This is a genomic window from Polaribacter batillariae (assembly GCF_017498485.1).
Classification (GTDB): Bacteria; Bacteroidota; Bacteroidia; order Flavobacteriales; family Flavobacteriaceae; genus Polaribacter; species Polaribacter batillariae.
Genome location: NZ_CP071795.1, coordinates 2,024,898 through 2,051,143 on the forward strand (window position 1 = coordinate 2,024,898; position 26,246 = coordinate 2,051,143).

General features: G+C 30.1%; 26 protein-coding genes. 13 read left to right on the plus strand and 13 right to left on the minus strand.

All coding sequences use genetic code 11. The features are described from left to right. Positions 1-2: 2 nt before the first annotated feature. From JL193_RS08690 to JL193_RS08705, 4 genes are all read right to left on the minus strand, one after another. On the minus strand, positions 3-2,036 hold the full coding sequence (locus tag JL193_RS08690; RefSeq protein ID WP_207970436.1) for a beta-N-acetylhexosaminidase: 2,034 nt from the start codon (positions 2,034-2,036) through the stop codon (positions 3-5). A 151-nt stretch (positions 2,037-2,187) separates the two neighbouring features. Continuing rightward, positions 2,188-3,852: a SusD/RagB family nutrient-binding outer membrane lipoprotein gene (locus JL193_RS08695; protein WP_207970437.1), complete on the minus strand. Its 1,665-nt coding sequence runs from the start codon at positions 3,850-3,852 to the stop codon at positions 2,188-2,190. 11 nt (positions 3,853-3,863) lie between these two features. Next, positions 3,864-6,956 (minus strand): SusC/RagA family TonB-linked outer membrane protein, encoded by a 3,093-nt coding sequence (locus tag JL193_RS08700; protein WP_207970438.1) that lies wholly within the window; start codon positions 6,954-6,956, stop codon positions 3,864-3,866. Between the two features lie 131 nt (positions 6,957-7,087). Beyond that, the gene (locus JL193_RS08705) at positions 7,088-7,981 is read right to left on the minus strand and encodes an IS982 family transposase (protein ID WP_207970412.1); all 894 of its coding nucleotides are present in this window, start codon (positions 7,979-7,981) and stop codon (positions 7,088-7,090) included. 480 nt (positions 7,982-8,461) lie between these two features. Between JL193_RS08705 and JL193_RS17175 the strand changes: the two genes are divergently transcribed. From JL193_RS17175 to JL193_RS08720, 4 genes are all read left to right on the plus strand, one after another. Continuing rightward, on the plus strand, positions 8,462-8,698 hold the full coding sequence (locus JL193_RS17175) for a histidine kinase (protein ID WP_243456711.1): 237 nt from the start codon (positions 8,462-8,464) through the stop codon (positions 8,696-8,698). Further along, positions 8,653-9,111, plus strand: coding sequence for a sensor histidine kinase (locus tag JL193_RS17180; protein WP_243456894.1), 459 nt, complete (start codon positions 8,653-8,655; stop codon positions 9,109-9,111). Before JL193_RS17175 ends, JL193_RS17180 begins: the two co-directional genes overlap by 46 nt. A gap of 106 nt (positions 9,112-9,217) precedes the next feature. Then, complete coding sequence (locus tag JL193_RS08715; protein ID WP_207970439.1) at positions 9,218-9,931, plus strand: LytR/AlgR family response regulator transcription factor; 714 nt, start codon at positions 9,218-9,220, stop codon at positions 9,929-9,931. 126 nt (positions 9,932-10,057) lie between these two features. Further along, on the plus strand, positions 10,058-11,146 hold the full coding sequence (locus JL193_RS08720; protein ID WP_207970440.1) for an acyltransferase family protein: 1,089 nt from the start codon (positions 10,058-10,060) through the stop codon (positions 11,144-11,146). Here JL193_RS08720 and JL193_RS08725 read toward each other — a convergent pair. The 3 genes from JL193_RS08725 to JL193_RS08735 form a co-directional block, all read right to left on the minus strand. Further along, positions 11,143-11,928, minus strand: coding sequence for an alpha/beta fold hydrolase (locus JL193_RS08725; RefSeq protein ID WP_207970441.1), 786 nt, complete (start codon positions 11,926-11,928; stop codon positions 11,143-11,145). The two genes, JL193_RS08720 and JL193_RS08725, sit on opposite strands and share 4 nt — an antisense overlap. Before the next feature lie 338 nt (positions 11,929-12,266). Continuing rightward, entirely contained in the window at positions 12,267-12,560 is a 294-nt protein-coding gene (locus tag JL193_RS08730; protein ID WP_207970442.1) for a winged helix-turn-helix domain-containing protein, read from the minus strand. Between the two features lie 20 nt (positions 12,561-12,580). Next, positions 12,581-13,141 carry a hypothetical protein gene (locus JL193_RS08735; protein WP_207970443.1) on the minus strand — a complete coding sequence of 187 codons (561 nt, stop codon included), beginning with the start codon at positions 13,139-13,141 and terminating at the stop codon, positions 12,581-12,583. Between the two features lie 205 nt (positions 13,142-13,346). Here JL193_RS08735 and JL193_RS08740 point away from each other — a divergent pair, with 205 nt between their 5' ends. The 4 genes from JL193_RS08740 to JL193_RS08755 all read left to right on the plus strand — a co-directional run bounded on the left by JL193_RS08740 (position 13,347) and on the right by JL193_RS08755 (position 16,315). Further along, a complete protein-coding gene (locus tag JL193_RS08740) occupies positions 13,347-13,913 on the plus strand; it encodes a YceI family protein (RefSeq protein ID WP_207970444.1) in 567 nt (188 codons plus the stop codon). A gap of 126 nt (positions 13,914-14,039) precedes the next feature. After that, positions 14,040-14,510: a hypothetical protein gene (locus JL193_RS08745; RefSeq protein WP_207970445.1), complete on the plus strand. Its 471-nt coding sequence runs from the start codon at positions 14,040-14,042 to the stop codon at positions 14,508-14,510. An 11-nt stretch (positions 14,511-14,521) separates the two neighbouring features. Further along, the gene (locus JL193_RS08750) at positions 14,522-15,118 is read left to right on the plus strand and encodes a hypothetical protein (RefSeq protein ID WP_207970446.1); all 597 of its coding nucleotides are present in this window, start codon (positions 14,522-14,524) and stop codon (positions 15,116-15,118) included. Positions 15,119-15,382: 264 nt separating this feature from the next. Further along, on the plus strand, positions 15,383-16,315 hold the full coding sequence (locus JL193_RS08755; RefSeq protein ID WP_207970447.1) for an Abi family protein: 933 nt from the start codon (positions 15,383-15,385) through the stop codon (positions 16,313-16,315). Between the two features lie 89 nt (positions 16,316-16,404). Here JL193_RS08755 and JL193_RS08760 read toward each other — a convergent pair whose 3' ends face one another. The 4 genes from JL193_RS08760 to JL193_RS08775 form a co-directional block, all read right to left on the minus strand. Further along, on the minus strand, positions 16,405-16,788 hold the full coding sequence (locus JL193_RS08760) for a cupredoxin domain-containing protein (RefSeq protein WP_207970448.1): 384 nt from the start codon (positions 16,786-16,788) through the stop codon (positions 16,405-16,407). Between the two features lie 38 nt (positions 16,789-16,826). Next, positions 16,827-17,372 carry a carboxymuconolactone decarboxylase family protein gene (locus tag JL193_RS08765; protein ID WP_207970449.1) on the minus strand — a complete coding sequence of 182 codons (546 nt, stop codon included), beginning with the start codon at positions 17,370-17,372 and terminating at the stop codon, positions 16,827-16,829. 403 nt (positions 17,373-17,775) lie between these two features. Continuing rightward, positions 17,776-18,090 carry a thioredoxin gene (trxA, locus tag JL193_RS08770; protein WP_207970450.1) on the minus strand — a complete coding sequence of 105 codons (315 nt, stop codon included), beginning with the start codon at positions 18,088-18,090 and terminating at the stop codon, positions 17,776-17,778. A gap of 358 nt (positions 18,091-18,448) precedes the next feature. Continuing rightward, on the minus strand, positions 18,449-19,288 hold the full coding sequence (locus JL193_RS08775) for a helix-turn-helix domain-containing protein (RefSeq protein WP_207970451.1): 840 nt from the start codon (positions 19,286-19,288) through the stop codon (positions 18,449-18,451). A 101-nt stretch (positions 19,289-19,389) separates the two neighbouring features. Here JL193_RS08775 and JL193_RS08780 point away from each other — a divergent pair, with 101 nt between their 5' ends. Continuing rightward, positions 19,390-20,169 carry a hypothetical protein gene (locus tag JL193_RS08780; RefSeq protein WP_207970452.1) on the plus strand — a complete coding sequence of 260 codons (780 nt, stop codon included), beginning with the start codon at positions 19,390-19,392 and terminating at the stop codon, positions 20,167-20,169. Further along, positions 20,159-20,641 (plus strand): PIN domain-containing protein, encoded by a 483-nt coding sequence (locus tag JL193_RS08785; RefSeq protein WP_207973427.1) that lies wholly within the window; start codon positions 20,159-20,161, stop codon positions 20,639-20,641. The genes JL193_RS08780 and JL193_RS08785 overlap by 11 nt, the downstream gene beginning before the upstream one ends. On the opposite strand, the gene brnQ is transcribed toward JL193_RS08785, so the two are convergent. Then, positions 20,630-21,910: a branched-chain amino acid transport system II carrier protein gene (brnQ, locus tag JL193_RS08790; RefSeq protein WP_207970453.1), complete on the minus strand. Its 1,281-nt coding sequence runs from the start codon at positions 21,908-21,910 to the stop codon at positions 20,630-20,632. The two genes, JL193_RS08785 and brnQ, sit on opposite strands and share 12 nt — an antisense overlap. A gap of 1 nt (position 21,911) precedes the next feature. Further along, complete coding sequence (locus JL193_RS08795; RefSeq protein ID WP_207970454.1) at positions 21,912-23,462, minus strand: serine hydrolase; 1,551 nt, start codon at positions 23,460-23,462, stop codon at positions 21,912-21,914. A gap of 127 nt (positions 23,463-23,589) precedes the next feature. On the opposite strand from JL193_RS08795, the gene JL193_RS08800 reads away from it, so the two are divergent. The 3 genes from JL193_RS08800 to JL193_RS08810 all read left to right on the plus strand — a co-directional run bounded on the left by JL193_RS08800 (position 23,590) and on the right by JL193_RS08810 (position 26,244). Further along, on the plus strand, positions 23,590-24,375 hold the full coding sequence (locus JL193_RS08800; protein WP_207970455.1) for an alpha/beta fold hydrolase: 786 nt from the start codon (positions 23,590-23,592) through the stop codon (positions 24,373-24,375). A 117-nt stretch (positions 24,376-24,492) separates the two neighbouring features. Next, the gene (locus JL193_RS08805; protein ID WP_207970456.1) at positions 24,493-25,125 is read left to right on the plus strand and encodes a hypothetical protein; all 633 of its coding nucleotides are present in this window, start codon (positions 24,493-24,495) and stop codon (positions 25,123-25,125) included. 225 nt (positions 25,126-25,350) lie between these two features. Then, a complete protein-coding gene (locus JL193_RS08810) occupies positions 25,351-26,244 on the plus strand; it encodes an IS982 family transposase (RefSeq protein ID WP_207970412.1) in 894 nt (297 codons plus the stop codon). Positions 26,245-26,246: the final 2 nt, after the last annotated feature.

The following is a 26,246-nucleotide window of genomic DNA, read 5'->3' on the forward strand; positions in this document are numbered from 1 at the left end:
TTTTATTTTTTATGGTTTATTACTATTTTTTTTAAACTAGATACAATTACCAATTCTGTATCTGCAATTGGTTTTTTTAGCTCGTCTATCAATTTTAAAGCTTTTTTATAATTATTTGTTGATATTTCATTCGAAATTAACCCCGTTTTTAAAATTGAAGATAGCAAAGCTAAATTCTTTGAAAGAGGTTCTAAAACAATTGTTTTTGGATTGTTATTTATTTTTTGAAAATCTGTATGATTATCTATCCACATATTAAAAAAGGCAACCAATTTTGTTTGATTTTTGTTCGATTTGTTTGCTAAATAACGATCGACAGCTTTGTTAAAAAGTTTTGCATCTGGAGCATCTGGAGTACATGCATCTGCAAATAACGTAAAAGGAGAAAATGTTTTGTATTCTGTACCGCCTTTATTTCTTGAGTAAATTTTTAGAGGTTCGCAGATATCTGTAAGTACTTTTAAAGCAGTAATGTCTTGGTAATTGCTTATGTTTCTTAAAATAACATCTTTATTTTTAATATGTGTAATTCCTAATTTTTCTAATTGAAAATTAATAACTTTTAATCTTTTATGCATGTTATCTACATCTGTAACCTCTTTACTAGACCAAAACCTTTCAGCTATTGCTGCCGTTCTTGGCCAAATTCGAGAATCTATGGTTAAGGGTGTAACCAACTCACTCCACATGGTTGCTTCTGCTCCTAAAATTCGTTTGCGTTCTTCTTTTGTTAAAACTGCATTTCCTATTGGATCTACAGTGTAATGTTTTTCTACAGACTGTACTCTATCTATATAATAACCATTAGAAAGTACAGTCTGATACCCTTTTTTTGCGGCTTTTATTAAAGTACTTTGCTGCAAACCTTCTTGTTTTCCTCTCCAAGAATGAATTACGGCTGTTTTTGGGGTAGATGGAGTTAAAATCTCGTCCCAGCCCATTAATTTTTTGCCTAATTTATTTAATATTTTCTCTAGCCTAATGTTAAAGTATGTTTGTAAATCGTGATTCGTTTTTAGGTTGTGTTTTTGTTTAAATTTTTGAATTTCTAGATTCTCATTCCAATGTTTTCCTTCGTTTTCATCTCCTCCTATATGAAAATATTCATCAGGAAATAATGGTGCCATCTCTTTAAACAAAGTTTCTAAAAAAAGATAGGTAACTTCTTTGGTTGGGTTTAAAGTTGGGTCGAAAACACCTGAAAAACGTTCTACATGATACTTATAACCTTCTTTGCTTCCTAGTGCTGGGTATGCTGTTAAAATGGCAGATGCGTGCCCAGGAACATCAAACTCTGGAACAACTCTTATTCCTAAATCTGATGCATATTTTACAACGTCTTTTATTTGTTCTTGTGTATAAAATAACCCATCTGCTGCAACTTCTTGTAGCTTTGGAAATATTTTAGATTCTACTCTAAAACCCTGATCGTCTGTTAAATGCCAATGGAAAACATTTAATTTTACGGAAGCCATAGCATCTAAATTTCGTTTAATAACAGCAATTGGCTGAAAGTGACGTGCAACATCTATCATTAATCCTCGCCAAACAAATCTTGGGGAGTCTGTTATAGAAACTCCTTTAAAATAATAACCTTTTTTATTAAAATGAACCAATTGTAAGAGTGTTTCTAAGGCTCTTATTGCACCCACGTCTGTTTTTGCATGGATGTTAATTTTATTTTTAGTTGTAGTTAACGAATAAGACTCATCGCTTTCTGTGGTTAAGTTAGAAATTGTATCGAAATTAATTTCTATGGATGCATTTTTATTTTTTGTAGGAAACCCTTCGTCTATAAAAATACCTGTTCTATTGGCTAGTCTTCTTAAAAATTGTACGGAAGCTTTGTTTACTCTTTTTTTTACATCTTTTCCATTGATATAAATCGTAAGTTTTTCATCAATTTTAAAAGAAGTATTATTTGAGCTAATTTCTTGTGGCCAAGGCATTAAATGATATGTGTCTGATAGCTTATTCTGTGAAAAAGAGGAATAATTTAAAAGGTAAAGAAATATAATTGCAATAATTTTTTTCATAAATTATTTAAGTTTTGGGTATTTTTTTACTTCAATTTTTTTTGACAAAAACAAGAATTTTCCTAAAAAAACAACCGGAAAACAAAGAAATTTCCCGGTTGAATTCATTCAATTCTAAATATAATTTTGTTACACAAGTATTTTCGCTAAGTTATTTAGCAAACCACAATTTAGTTCCTTGATTGTCTGCCCCTTGTGTAGCAATAGCATTTGTATAATTAGGGTTCGATTGTGCACCACTACCATAACGCATGCGTTGGGGATATTTACCATTTAAGGTTCCTAATTCGAATATTGCAGGTTCTGAAACTCCGTCTGCTAATTCTTTTGGATATCCGTAGTCTCTTACTACAGCCCAAGCTTCAAACCCATCTGTATAACTTGCTAACCAACGTTGAGTCGCAATTTTTTCTAATTTTTCTTCTAAAGTTCCAGTAGAAATATCTGCTGCATCTTCATTCATCACATAAGTATCTACTTGACCACTAGATACCTCCCAAAGCTTCATTGCTTCTCTAATACCAGATTCAAATAAATCTTGTGCATTTCCATTTCCAATACCTCTAACAGCTGCTTCTGCTTTTAGAAAATATGCTTCTGCACTTGACATAATTATTTCTGAATATACTGGAACTCCTTTTCCTGTTGCTTGGATAATAATGCTACTTGGTTTGCTAAACATATCGTATTTAACCATTGGCTTTATTAAATCATTTAATCTTGTGGGTTGCCCAATATATTGGTTTGCATCTACTACTAAGGTAGTTTTATCGCCCACAATTGTTTTTGTGTATGTAGCATTTGCATCATCTAAAGTGTTAATAATAAAATCTAATTGCTCTTGATAATCTGGATTTGCAGCCGATTTTTCAAAAACAAACTCTCCACCAGGAGCAGGAGCTGCATAAATAGCCAATCTTGGGTCGTTATTATCTTTTAACGTATTAATTAAAGTTGCACCCATTGTCCAATCTGATCCTGCACCAAAATTATTCCAAACATCTCCATAAGCCGCACTTCCAAATTGACCGATTTTAGTATCCTTCTCCATAATAACACTTACTTCTAATAAAGGACTACCTAAAGCTTCGTTTATTGTTTTAGTTGCAAAGTTTTCACCTGTTGCTCCAAGAGCACGCATACCAATTCTTAATTTAAGTGTATTGGCTAATTTTTTCCATTTCTGTAAATCACCACCACAATAAAGATCATTATCTCCTAAGTCTTCTACTAAACCTCCTGTACTTGTTTCTGAACCAATTATAGCCATTGCTTCATCTAAATCTGCAATAATACCAGTATAAATCTCTTTCTGAGTATCATATTTTGGTGTTAAATTACCTTCTACACCAGCTTCACTATAAGGTATCATTCCAAAAGTATCTGTATACATTTGGTAATATAAAGACTTAATAATAAGCCCTGTAGCATACATTCTTTCATTTTCGAAATTCCCGCCAACTTTTGTTAAATCTAAGAAGTTTTTAACCTTCCCAAAATAGTTGGAAAACCAATCCCAAGAAGCATCTGTATATCCTGCATTATAAGTGTAACTTAATCCATCACTCCACCACGATTGGTCGTGACCAAAAGTAAAATGCCCCGCATAACGGTCTGCATGAATTAAATGTGCTCTCCAGTACTCAAATCTTCCAGGTGCATATAATTGATATTGTGTTTCTGTAATAAAAAATTTGGCACTCAATTCATCTGATTCAAAACCATTTTGTTTTGTGTTTATTTCGTCAAAATCTCCTGTACAAGAAACCGTTATAAGAAATAAAGCGCTATATAGAATTATTTTTACTGTTCTCATTTTATATGCTTTTAAAATTTAATATTTAAACTAAGTCCAAAACTACTTGTTGTAGGTAGGTTATAATACAATACACCTTGTGCAAAGTTACTGGTAGAATAACTACTTTCAGGATCAAAGTTTTTACTATCTCTAAAGAAAAAGAATAAATTTCTTCCCGTTAAACTTACAGATGCAGCATTTATAAATGTATTCTCTAATGTTTTAGATGATAACCTATAAGTGGCACTTACTTCTCTTAGTCTAGCATTTGTTTGGTCATATACATATTCTGATGCGATGCCAGATACTGCTCCCCAATATTCTTGAGCTGTAATATTTGTTGTGTTTTGTATTAAAGTACCATTATTGTCGGTAACACCATCTAGAGTTACGCCTCCTTCTCTATATTTTAAAGATCTTGTAGAAGCACCACTGTTATCTAAAGCTGCGTCTGTTGCAGAATATATTTGCCCGCCAATTCTAAAATCTACTAAGAAATTTAAACTAAAGTTCTTGTAATTAAATGTATTTGTAATACCCCCAGTAAAATCTGGTTGATAATTTCCTAATTTAACTCTTTCTGAAGTTGCTTGTGGACGCCCAGTAGCAGTTAATAAAAGTTTACCATCATCTGTTCTTAACCAGTCTGTTCCATAAATATCTCCAAAACCTTCACCAACTTGTGCTCTTACATCAACTACACCATTATTACTAGTTGTAAATTGGAAAAAATCTTGTCCATCAATTAAGCTTACTAGTTTATTTTTATTTCCTGCCATGTTTGCAGAAATAGTCCAGTCGAAATTATCCGTTCTAATTGGAGTTCCACCAACCATAAATTCGAAACCTTTGTTTGTAATTTCACCAACGTTTTCTCTAAAGAATCTAAAACCTGTTGCAGGATCTACTGGAACATTAAATATTAAATCTTTCGAGTTTATAGAATAATAAGTAAAATCTGCAAAAAGTCTATTTTGTAATGCTTTTATTTCAAAACCAACTTCTGTTGAAGTTACATCTTCTGGCTTTAAGCTTTTACTAAACTTAGTTGTTGGACCTGCAACAGTTACGTTACCTAAATATCCATTGGAAGCAACATCAAATAAATTTACAATTTGATGCGCGTCTGTATCATTACCAACTTTTGCATAACTAAAACGTAACTTAGTAAAGTTTACTTTTTCAGATTCGATATTAAACATTTTGTTTAAAAGTAAGCTTAAACTTGCAGAATTGTAAAAGTAAGATCTATTTTCTGCAGCTAAAGCAGAAGACCAATCATTTCTTCCTGTTACATCTAAATACGCCATTCCTTTGTATGATAAAGAAGCAGAACCGTATAAAGAGTGTACTTTCTTTTCAACTAATTCCGATTGTGTTACTCTTAATCTTTCTGGATTGGTATTTGTTATGTATTGTTTCCCAGGAATTTTAAACTCTTCTCCATAAATTGTAGAAACTTTAGAAGTTGCATGTAGCGCATTTCCTCCAAAATTTGCAGTTATACTAAAATCGTCATTAATATCTTTATTGTACATTAATAAGAAATCGTAATTAGTTTCAGAAGTATCATAAGTATTATAACCTAAAGTACCTAATGGTTTAAAATGATGCCCAGTTGCTTCATATCTTTCTGTTTGTTGATCTATTACATCTGTTCCAACTCTTACAAACGCTTTAAAATTAGTGTTAAATTCGTATTGTGCTTTTGCAAAACCTGTAAACCTCTTTCTTGTATCTTCATTATTATCTTGGTTTAAAATCCAATACGGGTTTCCACCGCTATTTGTCGGAGCAATTACACCATAGCCTTGTGATAAATCTTGGTAGTTTTTAAGATCATTAATGTTTATATTTCTTCTTAAACCATATAAATATGCCATAATACCTTCTGTACCCTGCCTTGCACGGTTTTTAGCATTTTGTAAAAAATAAGTAACCTTAGCGTCTAAGGTAAACTTATCTGTAATTTTAGAAAATCCTCTCAAATTAAAATTATTTCTATCTACTGAAGAGTTTGGTAGAATTTCATTTATTCTAGAGTTTGAATACGAAAAACGTAGAGAAGAATTTTCTGTGCTTTTACTAATTGCTATTGTGTTTACAATATTAGAACCTGTTCTAAAAAAGTTTTTTACATTATTTGGTTGTGCTGTATATGCTCTATTTTCTCCAGTGTAATATAATTGTTGAGAACCATCGAATTTTGGTCCCCAAGAACCAGATCCTTTAAGCTGGTTTAAATCTGCTGCAAAAGCGCCATTAACTCCACCTCCATATTCGTTTTGATATTCTGGTAATAATAAAGGGTTTTGCATAGAGATGTTCGAAGTAAAAGAAATTCCTAACCCTTTTCCAGTACCTCCTTTTTTAGTAGTAATAAGAATTACACCATTACTTGCCCTTGAACCATATAATGCAGCAGCATTAGGTCCTTTTAAAATAGACATAGATTCTATATCATCAGGATTAATATCTGAAACACCTGTACCTAAATCGTCACGGAAAAATTCTGCTTTTCCATCACTATTTGCAGAACCATTTCCAGAATTATCTATTGGAACACCATCTACAACATATAATGGTTGGTTGTTTCCTGTTATTGAGTTATTTCCTCTAATAACAACTCTGGTACCACCTGCTGCACCAGATGTAGATTGTGTAATTACAACACCAGCTACTTTACCTGCTAACGAATTAACAACATTTGCTTCTTTTGCTAAAGAAACAGAAGCTCCTTTTAACTCGGAAACAGCATAACCCAAAGATTTTTTCTCTCTGCTAATTCCTAAAGCAGTTACCACAATTTCGTCTAATTGATTTTCTGCATCTTCTAAAACGACATTAATTGTGTTCGATTTCGCTACAGTAACTGTTTTTTCTTTCATACCTAAGTAAGAAAAACTTAATACGTCTCCTACAGAAGCTTTAATGGTGTACTCTCCATCGAAATTGGTTTCTGTTCCTTTTGTTGTACCTTGTACAATAACGCTTACTCCTGGTAAGGTAGCCCCATCTGATTTAGATGTTACTTTACCTGAAATTGTTTTTTCTTGGGCAAATCCGTAATTGGAAAAAGCCAAAGAAAAAATTACGATAAGTAGTGTGTGAATTTTTCTCATGAATTATTTTGAATTAATTTAAGTTATCGTCAATAAAAATATGTTAAAGTATGTTAAAGCAAAAAAATAATATGCAGACAACATTAATTTAACAATGAATAACATAATTTTAACTATAAACCTGAGTTCGATTAATAAATTGTCAACTGATTAGACTTTACAGTCTGATATTTTATAGCAGGTTTTTTTGGTAAAAAGCTATATGCAATAAGACCTGCGATTATGTTTGACAAGAAATTAGTAAAACTTCTATGTCTAGAATGTTCAATTTGACAAATATTTTTGAGTTCGTCATTTACGGTTTCAATAACAGAGCGTTTACGCAGTAAAATTTTATCACTCATTGTCATTAAAGAATTCTTCATATTGTTTTTAATATGAGTAATTAAATGCAATCCATCAGCAAAAAGTAACTGCATTAAATCTTTTCCAACATAACCTTTGTCCGCATATAACTTACCATAAATTTTATCTAAAAAAGACTTCTTTTTTAATGGCGTTCTATCATCAACATTAGCTTGGGTTATGCAGAAGTTTAGGATTTCACCTTTATCATTTATAACGATATGCAATTTAAAGCCATGGAACCATCCTATAGTGGATTTTCCAGTGGTTGCAATGCCTTTAAATACTTTATTATTCTTAATTCGTTTGGGGCTGCAAACTCTAACAGGTGTAGAATCTACAAAAGAAATACCCGTAGAATTACCTAAACAACATGTCTTTAAAAATAAAGTCATTGGCATGAGGTTTTGCTGCATGAGTTCTGTAAATCTATTGTATGAAACTGTAGCTGGGAAATCATCTTGCATATGCTTTTGCAAGTAATACACGTAAAAGTGTTTAAAGGTCCTAAAACCACTAAGCTGAAACAAAATGGTAATGGTAATTACCTCGCTATTTGACATAACACTGGGACGTTTTGATGGATTGCCTAAAAGGTGTTTACTGACTATTTGGTCATATTCTTTACAAAATTCATCAACAAGACAGAAAATTTCAGTAATTTTAGAGTAGATTATCATAGATAGATTTTTAGATTAATAAATTGAAATTCAATACTTTAATTTACTGAAAATCTATCTTTTTTACTAGAAAAAAATGCCTAAATTTTAATCGAACTCAGGTTATAAACAAAATATTGATTTCTTTAGCAATACTTTTTTGTTACTTTTACCCAATATCTTTAAAATAAAACTTATTTTTTTCTTGAAATTACCTTTAATAAATACCAGCTATAAGATACCTATTAAATACCATTTTATATTTTGGGGCGGCTATTTTATTTTAAATCTTATTAGATGGGGAAGCTATTTTAACGATTACTGGTATTCTATAAAATCGAATTTAGTAGAGTTTCCTCTGCACATAATTATTGTTTATTTTAATATCTATTATTTATTTCCAAATTTTATTCTCAAAAAAAATACTATACTTTTTTCTTGTATTTTATTTCTTCTTTAATATTGCTTTATTTTGTTAGAACCGGTTTTAACTATTTATTGGTGTCTGAAAATATTTGGCCAGAAGCAGAAGGCATACAAGAACCGTTTACGTTTAACCATATTTTAGCAGTTGTATTAGGTGAAATTTATGTAATCGCATTTGCTTCTACCATTAAATTGATGTTAGATTGGATGTACGAAAAAAATAGGGTAGATAATTTGCAGGCCATGCAACTAAAAACAGAATTGCAATTTTTAAAAGCACAAATACAACCTCACTTCTTTTTAATACATTAAATAACTTATATGCATTAACCTTAACAGATAATAAACAAGCTTCTGATGTTGTTTTAAAACTATCTGAAATAATGGAGTATATTTTATACGATGCAAAAGAACCCAAGATTGGGCTTTTAAAAGAAATCAATTACATTCAAAATTATATAGACTTAGAAAAATTAAGGTACAATGATAAATTAATTGTAGAATTTACAATGCAAGGAGCCATTAATACCCAAAAAGTGCCCCCTTTGCTTTTTTTACCTTTTATAGAAAATTGTTTTAAACACGGATCTATAGAAAATGAGGCTTTAGAAATTTTAATTGAATTTGAATTAACACCCAATAACTTATTAAAATTTTCTGTTTCAAACAACTACAACACTGCTGTAAAAAAACAAAGAAACACGGAATTGGAAACAAAAACGTAAAAAGAAGATTAGAGCTTCTTTTTAAAAATAAATATACATTCACTAAATTAAAAAAAGACGGTAAATATATGGTAAATTTAACCATACAACTATAACATCTGTTCACATGAAAATAAACTGTATAATTATAGATGACGAACCCCTTGCCATTAAAGTCGTAGAAAGTCACTTAAAAGAGTTTCAAAACTTTGAAATTTTAGCCACTTTTAATAATCCTATCGAAGCTTTACCTGCCTTACAAAACAAAGCGGTTGATGTTTTGTTTCTAGATATTAATATGCCTAAAATGTCTGGTTTAGATTTTGCAAAAACCTTAAACCCAGATATTCAGGTAATTATTACAACTGCCTACAGAGAATACGCAGTAGAAAGTTACGATTTAAATGTTTTAGATTATTTAGTAAAACCCATTCCATTTAGTCGGTTTTTAAAAACAATTAATAAAATTACAAAAAAAGTGCAACTTCAAAAAGGACTTAAAATAAGTGAAGAAGAGCCACATAACGATTCTTACATTTTTTTAAAGGTTGAAAAAAAACTGGTAAAAATTAAGTTTGATGACATTTTATATATCGAAAGCCTAAAAGATTATATAAAAGTATTTACAACTATAGGTAATTATTTGGTACACAAATCTTTAACCAGTATTACAGAAGAGTTGCCACAAGATCGCTTTTTAAGAATTCACCGTTCTTTTACGATTGCCATTGATAAAGTAAAATCTGTTGAAGGTAATTTAATTGAAATAAACACGAAACGAATTCCTATCGGAAGAAAATATGTAAATTATGCAAAAAAAATGATTCTAAAAACAGAGTAAAGTGAGCACAAAATACTTTTATCTTCTTTATCGTTTTGTTTAGCATCTATTTGCTGTTGCTCGTAGAATTAATTTAATGTTTACAAAGTTAAATGCTACATTTCGTTTATATAAGTGGTACACAATATGGTAAAAAAAAGAATTGAATCTGTAGATATTTTAAGGGGTATTACCATCTGCGCAATGATTTTAGTAAACACTCCAGGAACTTGGAGTGCAGTTTACCCTCCATTATTACATGCAAAATGGCATGGATTAACCCCAACAGATTTAATATTTCCTTTCTTTTTATTTATTGTAGGAATCTCTATTTACTTTGCTTACAAGCACAAAACTCCTACCAAAAATGTTTACAAAAAAATTGCCATAAGATCTTTTAAATTAATTGGTTTAGGGTTGTTTTTAAACATTTTTATTCCCTATTTCCCCTTCTTTAAAGATTTTGAAACCCTTCGTTTTTTAGGTGTTTTACAACGAATTGGAATTGTTTTCTTTGTTTCAGCAATTTTATATCTTCATTTTAACTGGAGAGTTTTAGCGGGTATTACTGTTGCCATTCTTATAATCTATTGGTTTTTGTTAGGTTTTATTCCGCTTCCAGATGGCACCTTACCTACTTTTAACAGAGCAGCAAATAATTGGGCAATGTATTTAGATGCTAATGTTTTAGGCAAACATATGTGGCAACCAGATTACGATCCAGAAGGGCTTATAAGCAGCATTCCATCTATTGCTTCTTGCCTTATAGGTATTTTAATTGGAACACTTTTAGATCAGCTAAAAAACGTACAACCACTACTTCTTATTTCTTTAGCATTTTTAATTTTAGGCTACACTTTAAATTTTTGGTTTCCAATAAACAAAGCCATTTGGAGTAGTTCTTTTGTTTTAGTTACAAGTGGTTGGGCAAGTTTAATATTAGCTATAATTTATTATTTGGTAGATATTAAAAGCATAAAATTTGGTCGTATCTTTAAATATGTGGGTATGAATGCAATTACAATTTACTTTCTCTCTAGCTTTATTTCTAAAACATTCTATTTAACCAGCGTTGGCGAAACAGAAAATATACATTCTTTTCTGTTTCAAAATATTTACGTTCAATCTTTTTTTAGTGCCGAGTTTTCGTCTTTATTATACGCCATTACAGTAGTAGCTTTTTATGTGCTTTTAGGTTATATTCTTTTTAAAAAGAAAATTTTTATAAAAGTTTAAACAGGCAAAGTAGTAATAAAACCAATGGTTTGTTTGTTAAACGTTTCTGGTTGTTCTACATTTACTACATGACCGCAATTGTTTATTACAAATAGAGAAGAAGTAACATGCTTAGAAACAATATTTTTAATGGAAGGCAAAAACAAATGATCTTCTGAACCCATTACATACAATGTAGGAATCTTAATATCTTTTGTTCTAAAAAATCGCAAAAGCGGATTTATTTCTGATGTTAATTTAAACCAACGTAAAAACTCTTTCTGATACAATTTCTTAGCCTCGTTTACAAACAATAACCTCGATTTTTTATGATTTTTCTTCGGCATAATAATAAATGCGAAGAGTTTGTATAAAAGCATATAAGGCACCACAGATTTAAAAATATTACCCACTTTCATTAGTACTTGAGAGCGAAAATTCAACTTGATAATTGCGCCACCCATAATCATACTTTTTACCAAATCTGGCTTTTTTTCGGCAAGGTTTCTTATTAAAATAGTTCCTAAAGAAATGCCTATAAAATGCGATTTTTTAATTTTTAAATGTTCAATTACTTCAACAATATCGTTGGTAATAGAATCGAATGTATATTTAGGGTTAAATGTATCTTTTAGCTTGGGTTTGCTATTTCCATGACCTCGCAAATCGAGAATTAAAACGTTAAAATGCTTTTTAAAATCACGAATTTGTTTGTACCAAATAGAACTACTACCTCCTGCACCATGTACAAAAGTTACCCATTCTGTGGATGTTTTATGAAGATATGAATAGTAGTTTAACAAACTTTTCTCTTAAATTTAATTTGTAAAAATAAGACTTTTAAATTTTAGCGTGTTTTTTAGCCACATTTGTTTATCGGCCTAAAATAAAAATTATGAAAAAGACATTTTTAATTCTTGCCTATGTAAGATTGGCGTTAACTCTTTTAAAAACAAAGAAAAAATAACCATTAAAGCTGTTGCAAAAGTAAATTTAACTGTATTTTTGAGCATTACTAAAATTAAAATATATTTTTGATTGAAAGTAGCTAACGAAATTGTCGAAAAATATAAAATTCAATAAATAAGATTTCTCCATTACAGTCGAAATGACAAATCCATTACAGTCGAAATGACAAATTTTAATACTTTCGAGACAGCTTCATTTCCAATTTATAACCAACTCCATGTACGTTTATCAACTTTATAGATTCGTCTTCTTTTAAAATTTTTCGGAGTTTAGAAACATACGTGTCTAAACTTCTACCGACAAAAACACCATTGTCTTCCCACACTTTTTTAGTGAGTTCTTCGCGTTTTATAACTTTATTAGAATTCGCCACAAAGATTTTTAACAGCTCACATTCTTTTTTAGACAAGCTAATTTCTGCTGATTTTTTAACCAATTTATGTTGCTCTGGAAAAAACTGAAACATGCCTAAATGCGTTCCATTTTCTAATACCGATTCTTTATTTTCTGAAGGTTTTTATCTAAAAAAAATCTTCTATAAAGAATTCCTAAAATCAAAGGAATAAGAATGTACCACCACATATAGTTAGAAGAAGTTTCTATATCCAAAAATTTGACTTCAATTTTATACTCTTTTTCTGGTAAAAATCTTCCTGCACAAGGTATTATTGTTTTCTCTTCTTCGATATTTATCTCGTAACTATAAACTACTTCTTTTAAAGAAGTTTCGACAACTTCTACTCTGTAATTTTTATGGAAATGAGTCTTTTTAAAAACCTCTTTTATAATTTTTACTAATGTACTTGGTTCGAAAGAAAGTGGTTTTTCGAAAGAAATTTGATATTTAAAAGCCTCTATTTTTTTGATTGGTAAAATTAAAGAAAGCGAATCTTTATTTGCTAGTAATAATTGATGCCCAACTTCCCTTAATGCGATTTTTGCACGTTCAGTAAAATCTGTTTCGTTTTCTTGAGGACTTGTAAAACTCCAAAAACCACAAACAACAATTGCCCAAAATAAAATTGGTAAACCTTTCTTTTGCTTCATAAGTAGTACAAATAACCTACATTTTTATCAATTTTTGCAACTGTTTGCACTTCTTTTACATTTTTTTGACACTTTTTTTCTGATCTAGAAATAGTTTTACCAAAAATAAAAAATGGTTTTGAGAAAGTCTCAAAATACTTATAATCTCTTTCCTGCCTTACGACTATCGCTCAAGATAAACTCCAGCAGGAATCTTAAATATTAAATGATGAAAAAAAACATTCTATTTATTGCAATCACAATTTTGTCTATCAACTTTTCTATTGCGCAAGAAAAATTACCCATCGATCTTCAAAAAAGTACCATCAAATGGATTGGAGAATATACTTTTTATTTTGGAGGACATGATGGTTTTATCGACTTTAAAGAAGGGTATTTTATCAAAGAAAACGATATTATTACTGGTGGCGAATTTATTATTGACATGAATTCTATGACAAACTCTGATATCGAAGAACAAGTTGGAAAAGACAATTTAATAGATCATTTAAAAAATGAAGATTTTTTTGAAGTAGAAAAACATCCTACAGCAACCTTACAAATAAAAAAAGTAGAATATTGGAAAAACAACAATGGAAGAATATATGCAGATTTAACTTTAAAAGGAATTACAAAACCCATTTATTTTGATGCCCATTTTAATTACAAAGAAAAAGAACTAAAAACGCGTTTTAAAATTGATAGAACAAAATGGGGAGTTAATTATCAAAGTAAGGTAAAAGACAGCGCAATTTCTGATGCCATTGGTTTTGAGGTTTTTATAAAACTATAAGCAATGAAAAAAGCAATACTTGTATTTTTGACATGCTGTTTCCATTTTTCTGCATCTTCACAAGAAGCTAAAAATGACGTAAATTTATTACAAACAGATAAAACTTGGGGTAAATAAATTATTAAAATGCCTTTTTGGTTTGCTCCTGAAATAAATTACGAAGGAGTTGAAGACATCCGATTTGCAAAAGGTTGGGAGACTATCGATAGCGATGGTTTTTGGAAGCTTGTTTTTGCTTGGGACATTCGCTTAAAGAAAAAGCCAACCATCCTTTTTTTTGAAGAAAACCTTAAACATTATTTTAATGGTTTAATGAAAGTCGTGAATGAAAATGAAACCATTACCATTCCAAAAACAGAAGTTTTAATTGTAGAGAAAAAATTAGAAAAAGGAAAATTAAATTTTACTGGAACTGTAAAAACCTATGATGCTTTTACCACCAAAAAGGTAATTACTTTGCACGTAAAAATTAAAGTTTTCTATTGTACAAAAACGAATAATTATATGCCTCTTTTTAAAATGGCTCCAAAGGCATTTTATCATAAAACTTGGGAAGATTTAGATAAAATAACCCTTAAAAATAATACGTGTAATTAAAATTTATTAAAATGAAACCTAAAATTATTGCAGTTATTTTAATTCTATTATTTTGTTCTTTATCTATTTTTTCGCAAGAAACTGAAACCAAAAATTTAATACAATTAGACGATTCTTGGGGGCAAGAAATATTTCCCTTTCCAATTCCTTTTGCAAAAAGCATCCATTATACAGGAACTGCAGAAGTTCGTTTTCCGCCAAAAGGCTGGCGAACTCCACAACACACTTTTTTTTGGTCCTATACCTATGTTTGGTCGATTTCTTTTAATGAAAAAATTACTGCAAAACAATTAAAACAAGATTTAGAAAAATATTTCGATGGTTTAAATAATGTTCGAAAAGACCATACCCTCAACCAAAAAGCTTCTGCAACGATTCAAAAAATTAATAAAAAAAATATAACCACATTTTTTCAAGGAAAAGTAATTACCTACGACCGTTTTGCAACCAATAAAAGGTTGGTCTTAAACGTAAAAATTGAAAGTCATTTTTGTAAAAAAACTCAAAAAACAGTTATTTTATTCAAATTTTCTCCAAAAGAATTTAAACATAAAGTTTGGCATACTTTAGATAAAATTGAGTTGATAAATGGATTTTGTGAAAGTTAACATTTGTTGATAAATTCTATTTTATAAAACTTATACCTATTGACTTTTATACCTATTGACCTTTAATTTTGCACAAACTAACTTTTTCATTCACAAAAGCTTAACACTTGTAAAATAAATCAGAGATTCATTTTACGAGTGTTAAATTTATTTAAAATTCTTCATTCTTATAGAAAGATTTGTATCTTTGTGGCAACGTGTCCACCTCCCTTCCCATTTGAACAGGGCGCTTAAGGTGGACTTTTTTTGTTTATAAGAGTTTTTATGCCAAGGATTCCTTACCAAAAGCCTTCTTTAACATATTCAGAACAACTTCAACAGTTAAAAGATAGAGGACTTATAATAGAAAATGAGATAAAGGCTTTACATCTACTTGAAAATTTAAGTTACTATAGATTGAGTGCATATTGGTATCCAATGTTAGAGACCCCAAAGAATGCACATAGATTTAAAATTGACTCTTCTTTTAATAAAGCCTTTAAATTATACTGTTTTGATAGAGAGTTTAGAAAACTAATATCATTAGAAATTGAAAAAATTGAAGTTTCAATCAGAGCAAAAATGATTTATATTCTTTCACATTCAAATGGTCCTTTTTGGTATTCTAACGCTAATTTATTTATTAACTCTGAAAAATTAAGTATTACCTTAAAAAAATTAAGAAGTGAAAAAAACCGATCTGATGAAGAATTTATTAAGGCGTTTAATAAGAACTACTCTAATACACTTCCCCCAAGTTGGATGATTTTAGAAATCTCATCTTTGGGTACATTATCTAGTTTATACAAGAATCTTAAGCCTAAAAGAGCTAAAAGAAATGTTGCAAATTATTATGGTTTAGATGTTTCAACCTTTGAATCTTGGCTTCATACATTAACTTATGTTAGAAATATTTGTGCTCATCATTCGAGACTTTGGAATAAGAGAATGAGTATTCAACCTCAAATTCCTTTAACCCCATCAAATAAGTTTATAAATATTCATCAACTTCCAAATCCAAATCAGTCAGGTAAAACTTGGAGAATAAATGACCGTTCGTATTTTATTTTAACAATGATTTTGTATTTATCAAACACAATACACCCAAAACATAAATTTAAAGAAAAGTTAAATACATTATTTATTAAATATCCTTTTGTTGATAAAAAAGCTTTAGGTTTTCCTGAAAATTGGCAAGATGAGCCTATTTGGGTTTAAAACATAAAGCAATAAAATTTAGAAAAAAAGACGAACATTTCTGCTCGTCTTTTTTACTAACTAACTTACTAACTAACTAAATTTAAAAACTACTCTACTACTAAAGTATATTGTGGTGTTTTATTAAAAGGACAAAAATATTTATAGGTTCCTTTTTTTAATGTTACTTCTTTAGAAGATTCTGTTTTACCATGCTTAACCATTTGAGAAACATATGCGTTTTTAATATGGTTTTCTGGGTTTTTTCCATCTTTACCATCTTCAATTAAAACCAACCCTACTTCTGAAGCAGCATTGTTGTTCGATACTTTAAAGACATAGGTTCCTTCAGATAAGGTAATTTGCTTTTGTGTAAACTCTCCTTTTGTTTGCTCTAATGAAACTGTTTTTACAGCGTCATTCTTTACTACTTGTGCATTTCCAGTAAATGCGAAACCTAAAACTAATACTAAAATTGCGATTATTTTTTTCATAATTGTTACTTATTTGTTATTTTAAAAATTTTTATTTATTAAATTGTTGCTACTTCAACATCTGCTACTGGAAAATCTACAGCTACTTCTGTTGTTCTATGGAAATAGTTTGTAATGGTAATTTCTCCTACTAAAATAACTGCATCTGCAACGTTTCCTTTTGTGTACCCTTGCTCGAAAAAGTTTTCTAAAACTGCAGCCTCTGTGGCACCTTTATTTAAAGCGATGTTTCTTGCAAATTTTGCCAAAGCGTCTAATTTTGGGTCGAAAGAAGCTCTTCCTGCTCTTAATTCTAAAATTTGGTCTTCTGTAAAACCATTCATTTTACCAATTGCAGTGTGCGCAGATAAACAATATACGCATTCGTTTACTTGGCTTACAGCCAAATTAATTACTTCTTTTTCTTTTGCAGAAAAGCTTGTTTTACCGTTTCCAATTGCTAAAAAGTTAGCCAAAGCAGTTTCGCTGTGTGCGAAGGTTGCATATAAGTTAGGTACAAAACCTAATCCTTTTTCTAACTGATTAAAAATTGCTTGATTGTTTTCTGATACTTCGTTTTTTGTTGGTATGTTAAATGTGCTCATAATTTTCTTTGTGCCGAATTGAGTTCAGCCTCTTTTTATTTGTGTTAAACTTTATTTATTTTATGCTAAACTTGTTTCAGCATCTTGTTACTATTGTTTTTTTATTTATTCTTTTGTCATTTCGACCTTGTGGAGAAATCTTTTTTATTAAAATCGAGATTTCTCAATTCCACTGCGTTTCATTCGAAATGACAAATTGCTATTTGCAAGTGCAAACTTGTTGCTCTGGGTTTTGCTCGTCGTACATTTGGTAACCCCAGCAGTTTGGGCATTGTGTGTTTTCTTGTGTTTTCATAATTCTTGTGTTTTTACTGTTATTACTTTTTGATACTGCAAAGATGCAACCAATGTTAACTTTTAAAAATGGACAAAAGTTCCTTTGCTTTGGACAGCTTAAAGAAACTTATTTTAAACTGTTAATTTTATCTCTTAAATTTCTTTCGGTAATTAAACCTGTGTGCCTGTCTGTTGCTTGCCCGTCTTTAAAGAAAATTAAGGTTGGTATGTTTCTAATACCGAATTTTGCGGCAAATTCTTGGTGCTTATCTACATTTACTTTTTGAATGATCACCTCGTCTTTTAATTCGTCTGCTAATTTGTGAATCGTTGGCAATAAGGTTTGGCAAGGACCACACCACTCTGCATAAAAATCTAATAATACGTTGCTGTTATTTTCGATAACATTTGTAAAATTGTTTTGTTCTAATTGTGTTTCCATCTTTTTTGTTTTTTATATTTTAAGATTCTTTTAAGGTTTTCTTAAAACGATTTGTTTGTTTTGTTGAATACTAAAACGTGCTTAGCTTTTTTAACACTACAAAGATGCAACCAACATTGGTCTTTAAAAATGGACAAAGGTTCTTTCTATTTGGACAAGGAAATATCGTTGGCAAAAATGCACGCGTGAAGGATTGAAACGGCATCCTTTTTTATACCAGTTCGAGTGATTTTGAGGGACGAAAAATCGTAACGAGAAAATGGTATAAAAAAGATATAGTGGAAAGCCTGACTTTTTTCTTTTTCTGAAAAAAGGCACGCCCTACAAATTTAGAATAGATACGAAAACGAGTTAAGTATTAATATTCTTTTTTAAATTGAAGTGGAGACTTGGAAATTGCCTTGGTAAAAAAGCGCGTAAAATAGGCAGGATCGTTAAAACCGAGCTCGAAAGCGATTTCTTTTACGGTTTTATCGGTATAAATTAGCAGGCGTTTTGCTTCTAATAAAATGCGGTTTTTAATAAATTCTGAAGGGGTTTTTGTACCCAATTTCTGAAAGTGTTTTGTAACAGATTTTGGCGAAATTCCTAACCTATTCGCATAATCTGTTACAGAGTGTAGTTTTTTAAAATTTTGCTCTACCAACAAACTAAAATCTTTAAAAAGCCTTGTTTCTGTGTCTTCTTTGATAACGTGATTTTCCTTTTTTACACGAACTGCGTGAATGATAAATTGCTTTAAATACGCCTGCAACATATCGTATTGTGCCGTTTCGTTTTGCTGAAATTCTTCTACCAAACTCTCTAAAATAAAGTTGAGTTTTTTAGTGTCTTTTTCGCAAGGTTTTACAAACGGAGTTTCATAAATATTGTTAAAGAGAATTCCGTTACAAGCTACTTCTTTGTCGTGTGTTTGTATGCAATAAAAATCTCGTACAAAGGTAAGTTTGTAAGCGGTTTTAATTTTTTCGGAATCGACTGTAAAAACCTGATTTGGAGAGAGAAAAAACAACACATTATCGTCGAAAGTATATTGTTTAAAATCGATATTATAGGTTCCTTTTCCTTCTTGAATCCAATAAATTGTATAGGCATTTACTTGCTCGTTATGATCTATGGTACATGCCTTATCGAACTGAACGCTACTTAATGAAAAAGTGTTTTTAAACGAATATTTTATAATGTCTTGAACTGCCAAATTGTAATTTTTTTATTTGTTGGTCGTAAAAATAAATAAAACCTTTAACGTTTTGGCAAAAATGATAATTTTGAAAATGAAATAAATTGTATCTTTGGATTGTGGAGAAAATAGGAGACATAGAAATTCGTGTTGTTGGAAAATCTGGAAATCAAGGTTTAAAACCCGATAATTATGACATTAAGCATATTGTAGCAATTTTGCAAAATGTTGATGATTTATTGTACCCAAATAATAAAAAAGATAGACCATTAATTACATACGATATTAAAGAAGGTTCTGTAAAACATATATTTAAAACCTCTATTCAAACTGTTATTGGGTTTAGTGCAATTTTAACCCAGATTCAAACAAATAAATCTATTGATTTTTTAGAAATAAAAACAGCAAGAGCTATTGAGAACATTCAAAATTTATCTCTTCAAAAAGACTATGAATTTCAAATAAAAACCTCTTTAAATGAAACTTATGAATTAACAATAAACCCTTCTACTAAATTCTTTAGAACAGAAAATATTTGGGTCGATGCAGAATTCTACTTTTATGGAATTTTAAAAGATGCTGGAGGGAAAAATAAAATAAATATTCATTTAGACACCAAAGACTATGGTTATCTTACAATAGAAACTGGAGAAGCATTCTTAAAAGAAAAAGAAGAAAACTTACTTTTCAAAAGATTTGGTGTTAGAGCAAAAGGAAAACAAAATATTGAAACTGGAGAAATTGACACGAAAAGACTTACTTTATTAGAGTTAATAGATTATCAACCAAAATTTGATATTGAATATTTGAATTCATTAATTAATAAAGCTAAAAAAAGTTGGAATAATATTAATACAGATGAATGGCTGAGCAATTTAAGAGGTGGATATGAGGCATAGTGTATTACTTGATACAAGTTTCTTTATCCGTTTATTAAACGATGAAGATTTTCTTCACAAAAATGCGGTCGAATATTATAGATATTTCTTAGAAAATGAAATCGTTTTAAAAGTTTCAACAATTACAATTGCAGAGTATTGTGTTCTTGGAAAAATTGAAGATTTACCTTTAAAAAACATTCAAATTCTTGCTTTCAATTTAAAAGTAGCGGAAAAAACTGGAGAATTTGCAAAGATTCTTTTTAGAGAAAATAGAGTTAGTGAACAATCATTATCTCCAAGAGCGATAATTCCAAACGATTCAAAACTTTTTGCTCAAGCTGATTTTGATAAAACAATCACTCATTTTGTTACTTCTGATGTTCGTTCAAAGAAAACTTTGGCTTTATTAAAAAATGGAATACAACCAAAATTTGATATAATTAGTATAGATATTCCTTACACAGAAACTTTTGGAATTTTAGATTTGTAACATTTCCTTTTTTCTCCTCAAATTCAATCCAAAAAACACCAAAATAGCAGGCAACACCCAACCCAAATTAGAATTTGCCAATGGAATTATATTTTTAATGCCCACTAAATTTTCTCTTGGAACTACAAATCCTAAAAAATCTGGAATACTAAAAATAAATGTTATTAAAACAACACCTCTAAAAACAAGTTTCGAGGCATATTTGTTTGGAACCATGTTTAGTAAAATCAACACAATGGTTATTGGATATAAAAACATTAATGCTGGTACTGCTAATGTAATGATAAAATCTACCTGATAACTTCCCACAATAATACCGATTATAGAAGCAACTGCAGCTGTAATAATATACGCTTTTTTAGAATCGTTAGATATTCCTTTGATGTAATCTGCGGTTCCTGTTACAATACCAACTGCTGTTGTAAAACAAGCCAAAGCCACCAAAACACTTAAAAAAGTAGTTCCTAAATGTCCTAAAGTTTGCGTGCTTAAACTCGATAAAATTTCAGTTCTGGAAGCTTCTTTTGCAAATGTAAATGAAAATAAAGATCCGCTTAAAATTAAACCTCCGTAAATTAGTAATAAGCCTGCTCCTGCAATAAAACCTGCTTTTCTAATGAGTTTTCTTTTGGCATCGAAAGTGGTATGGCTACTATAGTTTAAAGAGATAATAATTACGGCTCCTACAACAACGCCACCAATCGCATCAAACGTTTGGTATCCTTCTAAAATTCCTTCTACAAAAGGAGTTTTAAAAGTAGAAGAATTTACAGTTTCTGATGATGTAAAAAAGGCAATTCCGATAATTATCAGTAAAATCAACACAATAATTGGCGTTAAAAACTTACCTATTAAACCTATTACTTTCGACCTGTTAATGGCAAAAATAAAGACTAATACAAAGTAAATTACACTTGTTAAAAGTGGTGTAGTTTCAAAAAACGGTTGCACAGTTATTTCGTGTGTAACTGCTGCTGTTCTTGGTGATGGAATTGCGATTGAAATTATATAAATAAAGAAACAATAAACAGTGCTAAAAAGTGGCGAAACCTTTTTACCAAAATCGTACAAAGTACCTTGTAATTTTGCATGCGCAAAAATGGCCAAAATAGGAATGGCAACTGCTGTTAATGCAAAACCCAACACAACAATCCACCAATCTGAACCAGAATTTGCACCTAGAGATGGAGGTAAAATTAAGTTTCCTGCGCCAAAAAAAAGCGAGAAAAGCGCAAAACCGGCAATCCAAATTTCTTTTGTTTGGTTCAAATTAGTTTACTTTTTTTAGGTTTAAATGTTCAAAGTCGAAACTAAAATCGGTAATTGGTGCTATAAACTTCATCGTTGCACTTTTTGCATTGCCTTTTTCATCAAACATAAAATTTACAAAAACATCGGCATCAAAACTTCTATTGTTCCATTTTGCAACGTAGGTTGTGTAATTATAAGGTAATAATTCGCCAATAATATCTGTAGATCTTTTGCTTTTTATGGTGTATGTAGTTCCATCAAAAGAAATGATTACATCGCCAAACCAAGCATCGTTATAAGTACCCACAATTTGGCTTGGTTTTGGTAAACTTTTATTCGTTTTAGCCAAAGCAACTTTGTTGTAAACACTTGCTTTTATACTATCGTTGTATTTTAAATATTGGGCATTTTTATTTCCATAGGTTTGTAGCCAATTTCTATCTTCATAGCCTAAATAACTGTCTTTTATGGTATTTGTAATGGTGTTAAATGCGTTTCCATTCATTTGATTTGTAAGTACTATAATTCCTAAATTTAAATCTGGAATCATCGTAAATTGTGTTACAGTACCTAACAAACCACCTGTGTGATAGACTTGTTTGTATCCGCCTTTTACATCTGTTAAAAACCAACCCAAACCATACCCTCTAAAATTGGAATCGTACCAGTCGTTTTTACCCACTTTTAAAGGTGTTTGCAATTGCCAAAGTTCGTGAAATTGCTTCGAACTTAACAAGCGTTTTCCATCTTCTGTAACAGCATCATTCATTAAAAATTTTGCCCAAGTAAGCATGTCTTTTACGTTACTTACAATTCCTCCTGCAGCATTTGCTGTTTCGCTCCAATCATGAGGAATTTGAACTACTTTTCCTTCAGTTCTTGTGTGTGCATCAATAATATTGGTGCGGTTTGTAACTCTGTTGTAAGAAGCTTTACTGTTGTTCATTCCAACAGGTTTCATTATTTTTTGTTCGATAAATTCTTCCCAAGAAAGCCCACTTACACGTTTTAAAACTTCACCAGCAATAATAAACATATTGTTGTTATAAGCAAATTTACTTCGAAAGGAACTTTCTGGTTTTAAGTGTTTTACATTGTCAATCACATCTGTAACTGTAAAATCGTTTCCTTCAGGAAAAAACATTAAATCTCCTGCACCTAAAGCCATTCCACTTCTGTGTGTAACCAAATCTCTAACCGTAAATTCTTGAGTTACCCAAGCATCATATAATTGAAATTCTGGAATGTGTTTTCTTACTTTATCATCCCAATTTAATTTGCCTGCATCTACCATCATCGCCAATGCAAAACACGTAAAACCTTTACTGTTAGAGGCAACTCCAACCAAAGTATTTTCGTTCATGTCTTTTTTTGTGGTTAAAGAACGTACGCCAAAACCTTTGGCATACACAATTTCGCCATCTTTTAAAATTCCGACAGAAATACCAGGAACATCGAAAGTAGTGAGAGTTTCTTGAATTAATTTGTCTAGTTTTTTATCTTTTATTTGGGCAGTAAGAAAGGTTGACGATAACAGAAAAGCGAAAATGAATCTTTTTATAAATTTCATGATTGTAGAATTATTTTTAAACGTGAAATATACATATTTTAGGTATATTTCACGGAATAAATATTTTTTTGAATTAAATATGTTTTAATAATGCCAACCTCCTTTAGGGGTTTAATCGTAAATAATAATGAATCAAAATATTACCTTTAAAAACGCAAATATTTCTTTTTCTGACCAAGGAAAAGGAAAAGCAGTTGTGCTTATTCATGGTTTTTTGGAGAATTCTACCATGTGGAAAGACATTATTCCTGAAATTTCTAAAAGAAATAGAGTAATTACCATTGATTTATTAGGTCATGGAAAAACAGATTGTTTAGGGTATGTGCATGCTATGGAATTGTTTGCAGAAACTGTAGCAGCCGTTTTAAAACATTTAAGAATTCGAAAATGTATCTTAATTGGGCATTCTTTAGGTGGTTATGTAGCGATGGCTTTTGCAGAAAAAAATCCGCAGAAAGTAAAAGGTTTGTGTTTGATGAATTCTACCTCTAATGAAGATGATGATGAACGCAAAAAATTACGTTTGCGGGCCAATAAAATGATTCAGCATAACTTTACAAATATGGTAAGAATGTCTTTTTTGAATTTGTTTGGCGAAGAAAGTAGAACCGAATTTAAAGAAGAAATGAGATCGGCTTTACATGAAGCATTGCAAACGCCAATTCAAGGTTATATTGCAGCACAAGAAGGTATGAGAATTCGTCCAAACAGAAATCATGTTTTAGTTGAAAACGATTTTAAAAAGTTGATAATTGCCGGAAAAAAAGATCCTGTTTTAGATTTTGAAATGTCTTTAGCTGAAGCTGAAAAAACAAATGCAGAAATTATTGTTTTTTCTGATGGTCATATGAGCCATATTGAAAATAAAACTGCGTTAATAAATGCTTTAAAGATTTTTATAAAACTTTGTTAAACTTACTATTTTATGGTAAAAAACGATTAATTTTGATTACCTTCTTTCTAAAGGATAAGAAAACATTTTATCCTTTAAAAGGAAGTAAATTTTAGTAAATATAAAAATCAAAAAAAAATGAATAAATTTATCTGTGCATTATCATTCTTAATATTTGTAGGCTGTGGAAATGATAAGAAAAAAAATAAGCTCGAAAACGCTGGTACAAAGAATCAGAAAAAAATCGAGAAAAAAATAGAAGATTCTTCGGAATCACTATTAAAAAATTCTACCGATTATAAAAATACAGTTTTCGAAACCGATTTCACAGAAACGAAAGCTTATAATTTTTCGAATTTAAACACAAAAGACCAGTTTACAATAACGATTCCTAAAGGAAAAATTAGCGAAACAGAAAGTAGTCTTACCATAAAAGATGCAGAAGGCAATACCATTTTAAAACGTAAATTTGCAACCGAAATGTTTGTTTCTACCTATGCTTTAGAAAACATGAAATCTTACAAAGATGTTATAAATCATATTAAAGAAAATGTAAAAAACAACCTTGATTCTAATAGAATTTTTAAAGCAGAAACAAGCGATTTAATCTCTAAAGCATCTAAAAGCGAATTTTTAAATTATAATACTTTTCTAGACTCTAAAAAAAGTAATTTGCCTATTTACGACTTTAAACTTTCTAACGAAATGCACGATTTTTACATCTATTCTAAAAAAGAAAAAAGAGCAGTTGTAATATTTAATTGTTGTTAGTAAGTCTTAAATATTCAAAATACTTTTAAAAAATGCAGGTTTCTTGGTAATAAAGAACCCTGCATTTTTGTTTACAATTAATTTTAGCCTCTTTTTTACGACCAACACAAAAATAATTAATCACCTGAGTTCGATTAAAATTTAGGCATTTTTTTCTAGTAAAAAAGATAGATTTTCAGTAAATTAAAGTATTGAATTTCAATTTATTAATCTAAAAATCTATCTATGATAATCTACTCTAAAATTACTGAAATTTTCTGTCTTGTTGATGAATTTTGTAAAGAATATGACCAAATAGTCAGTAAACACCTTTTAGGCAATCCATCAAAACGTCCCAGTGTTATGTCAAATAGCGAGGTAATTACCATTACCATTTTGTTTCAGCTTAGTGGTTTTAGGACCTTTAAACACTTTTACGTGTATTACTTGCAAAAGCATATGCAAGATGATTTCCCAGCTACAGTTTCATACAATAGATTTACAGAACTCATGCAGCAAAACCTCATGCCAATGACTTTATTTTTAAAGACATGTTGTTTAGGTAATTCTACGGGTATTTCTTTTGTAGATTCTACACCTGTTAGAGTTTGCAGCCCCAAACGAATTAAGAATAATAAAGTATTTAAAGGCATTGCAACCACTGGAAAATCCACTATAGGATGGTTCCATGGCTTTAAATTGCATATCGTTATAAATGATAAAGGTGAAATCCTAAACTTCTGCATAACCCAAGCTAATGTTGATGATAGAACGCCATTAAAAAAGAAGTCTTTTTTAGATAAAATTTATGGTAAGTTATATGCGGACAAAGGTTATGTTGGAAAAGATTTAATGCAGTTACTTTTTGCTGATGGATTGCATTTAATTACTCATATTAAAAACAATATGAAGAATTCTTTAATGACAATGAGTGATAAAATTTTACTGCGTAAACGCTCTGTTATTGAAACCGTAAATGACGAACTCAAAAATATTTGTCAAATTGAACATTCTAGACATAGAAGTTTTACTAATTTCTTGTCAAACATAATCGCAGGTCTTATTGCATATAGCTTTTTACCAAAAAAACCTGCTATAAAATATCAGACTGTAAAGTCTAATCAGTTGACAATTTATTAATC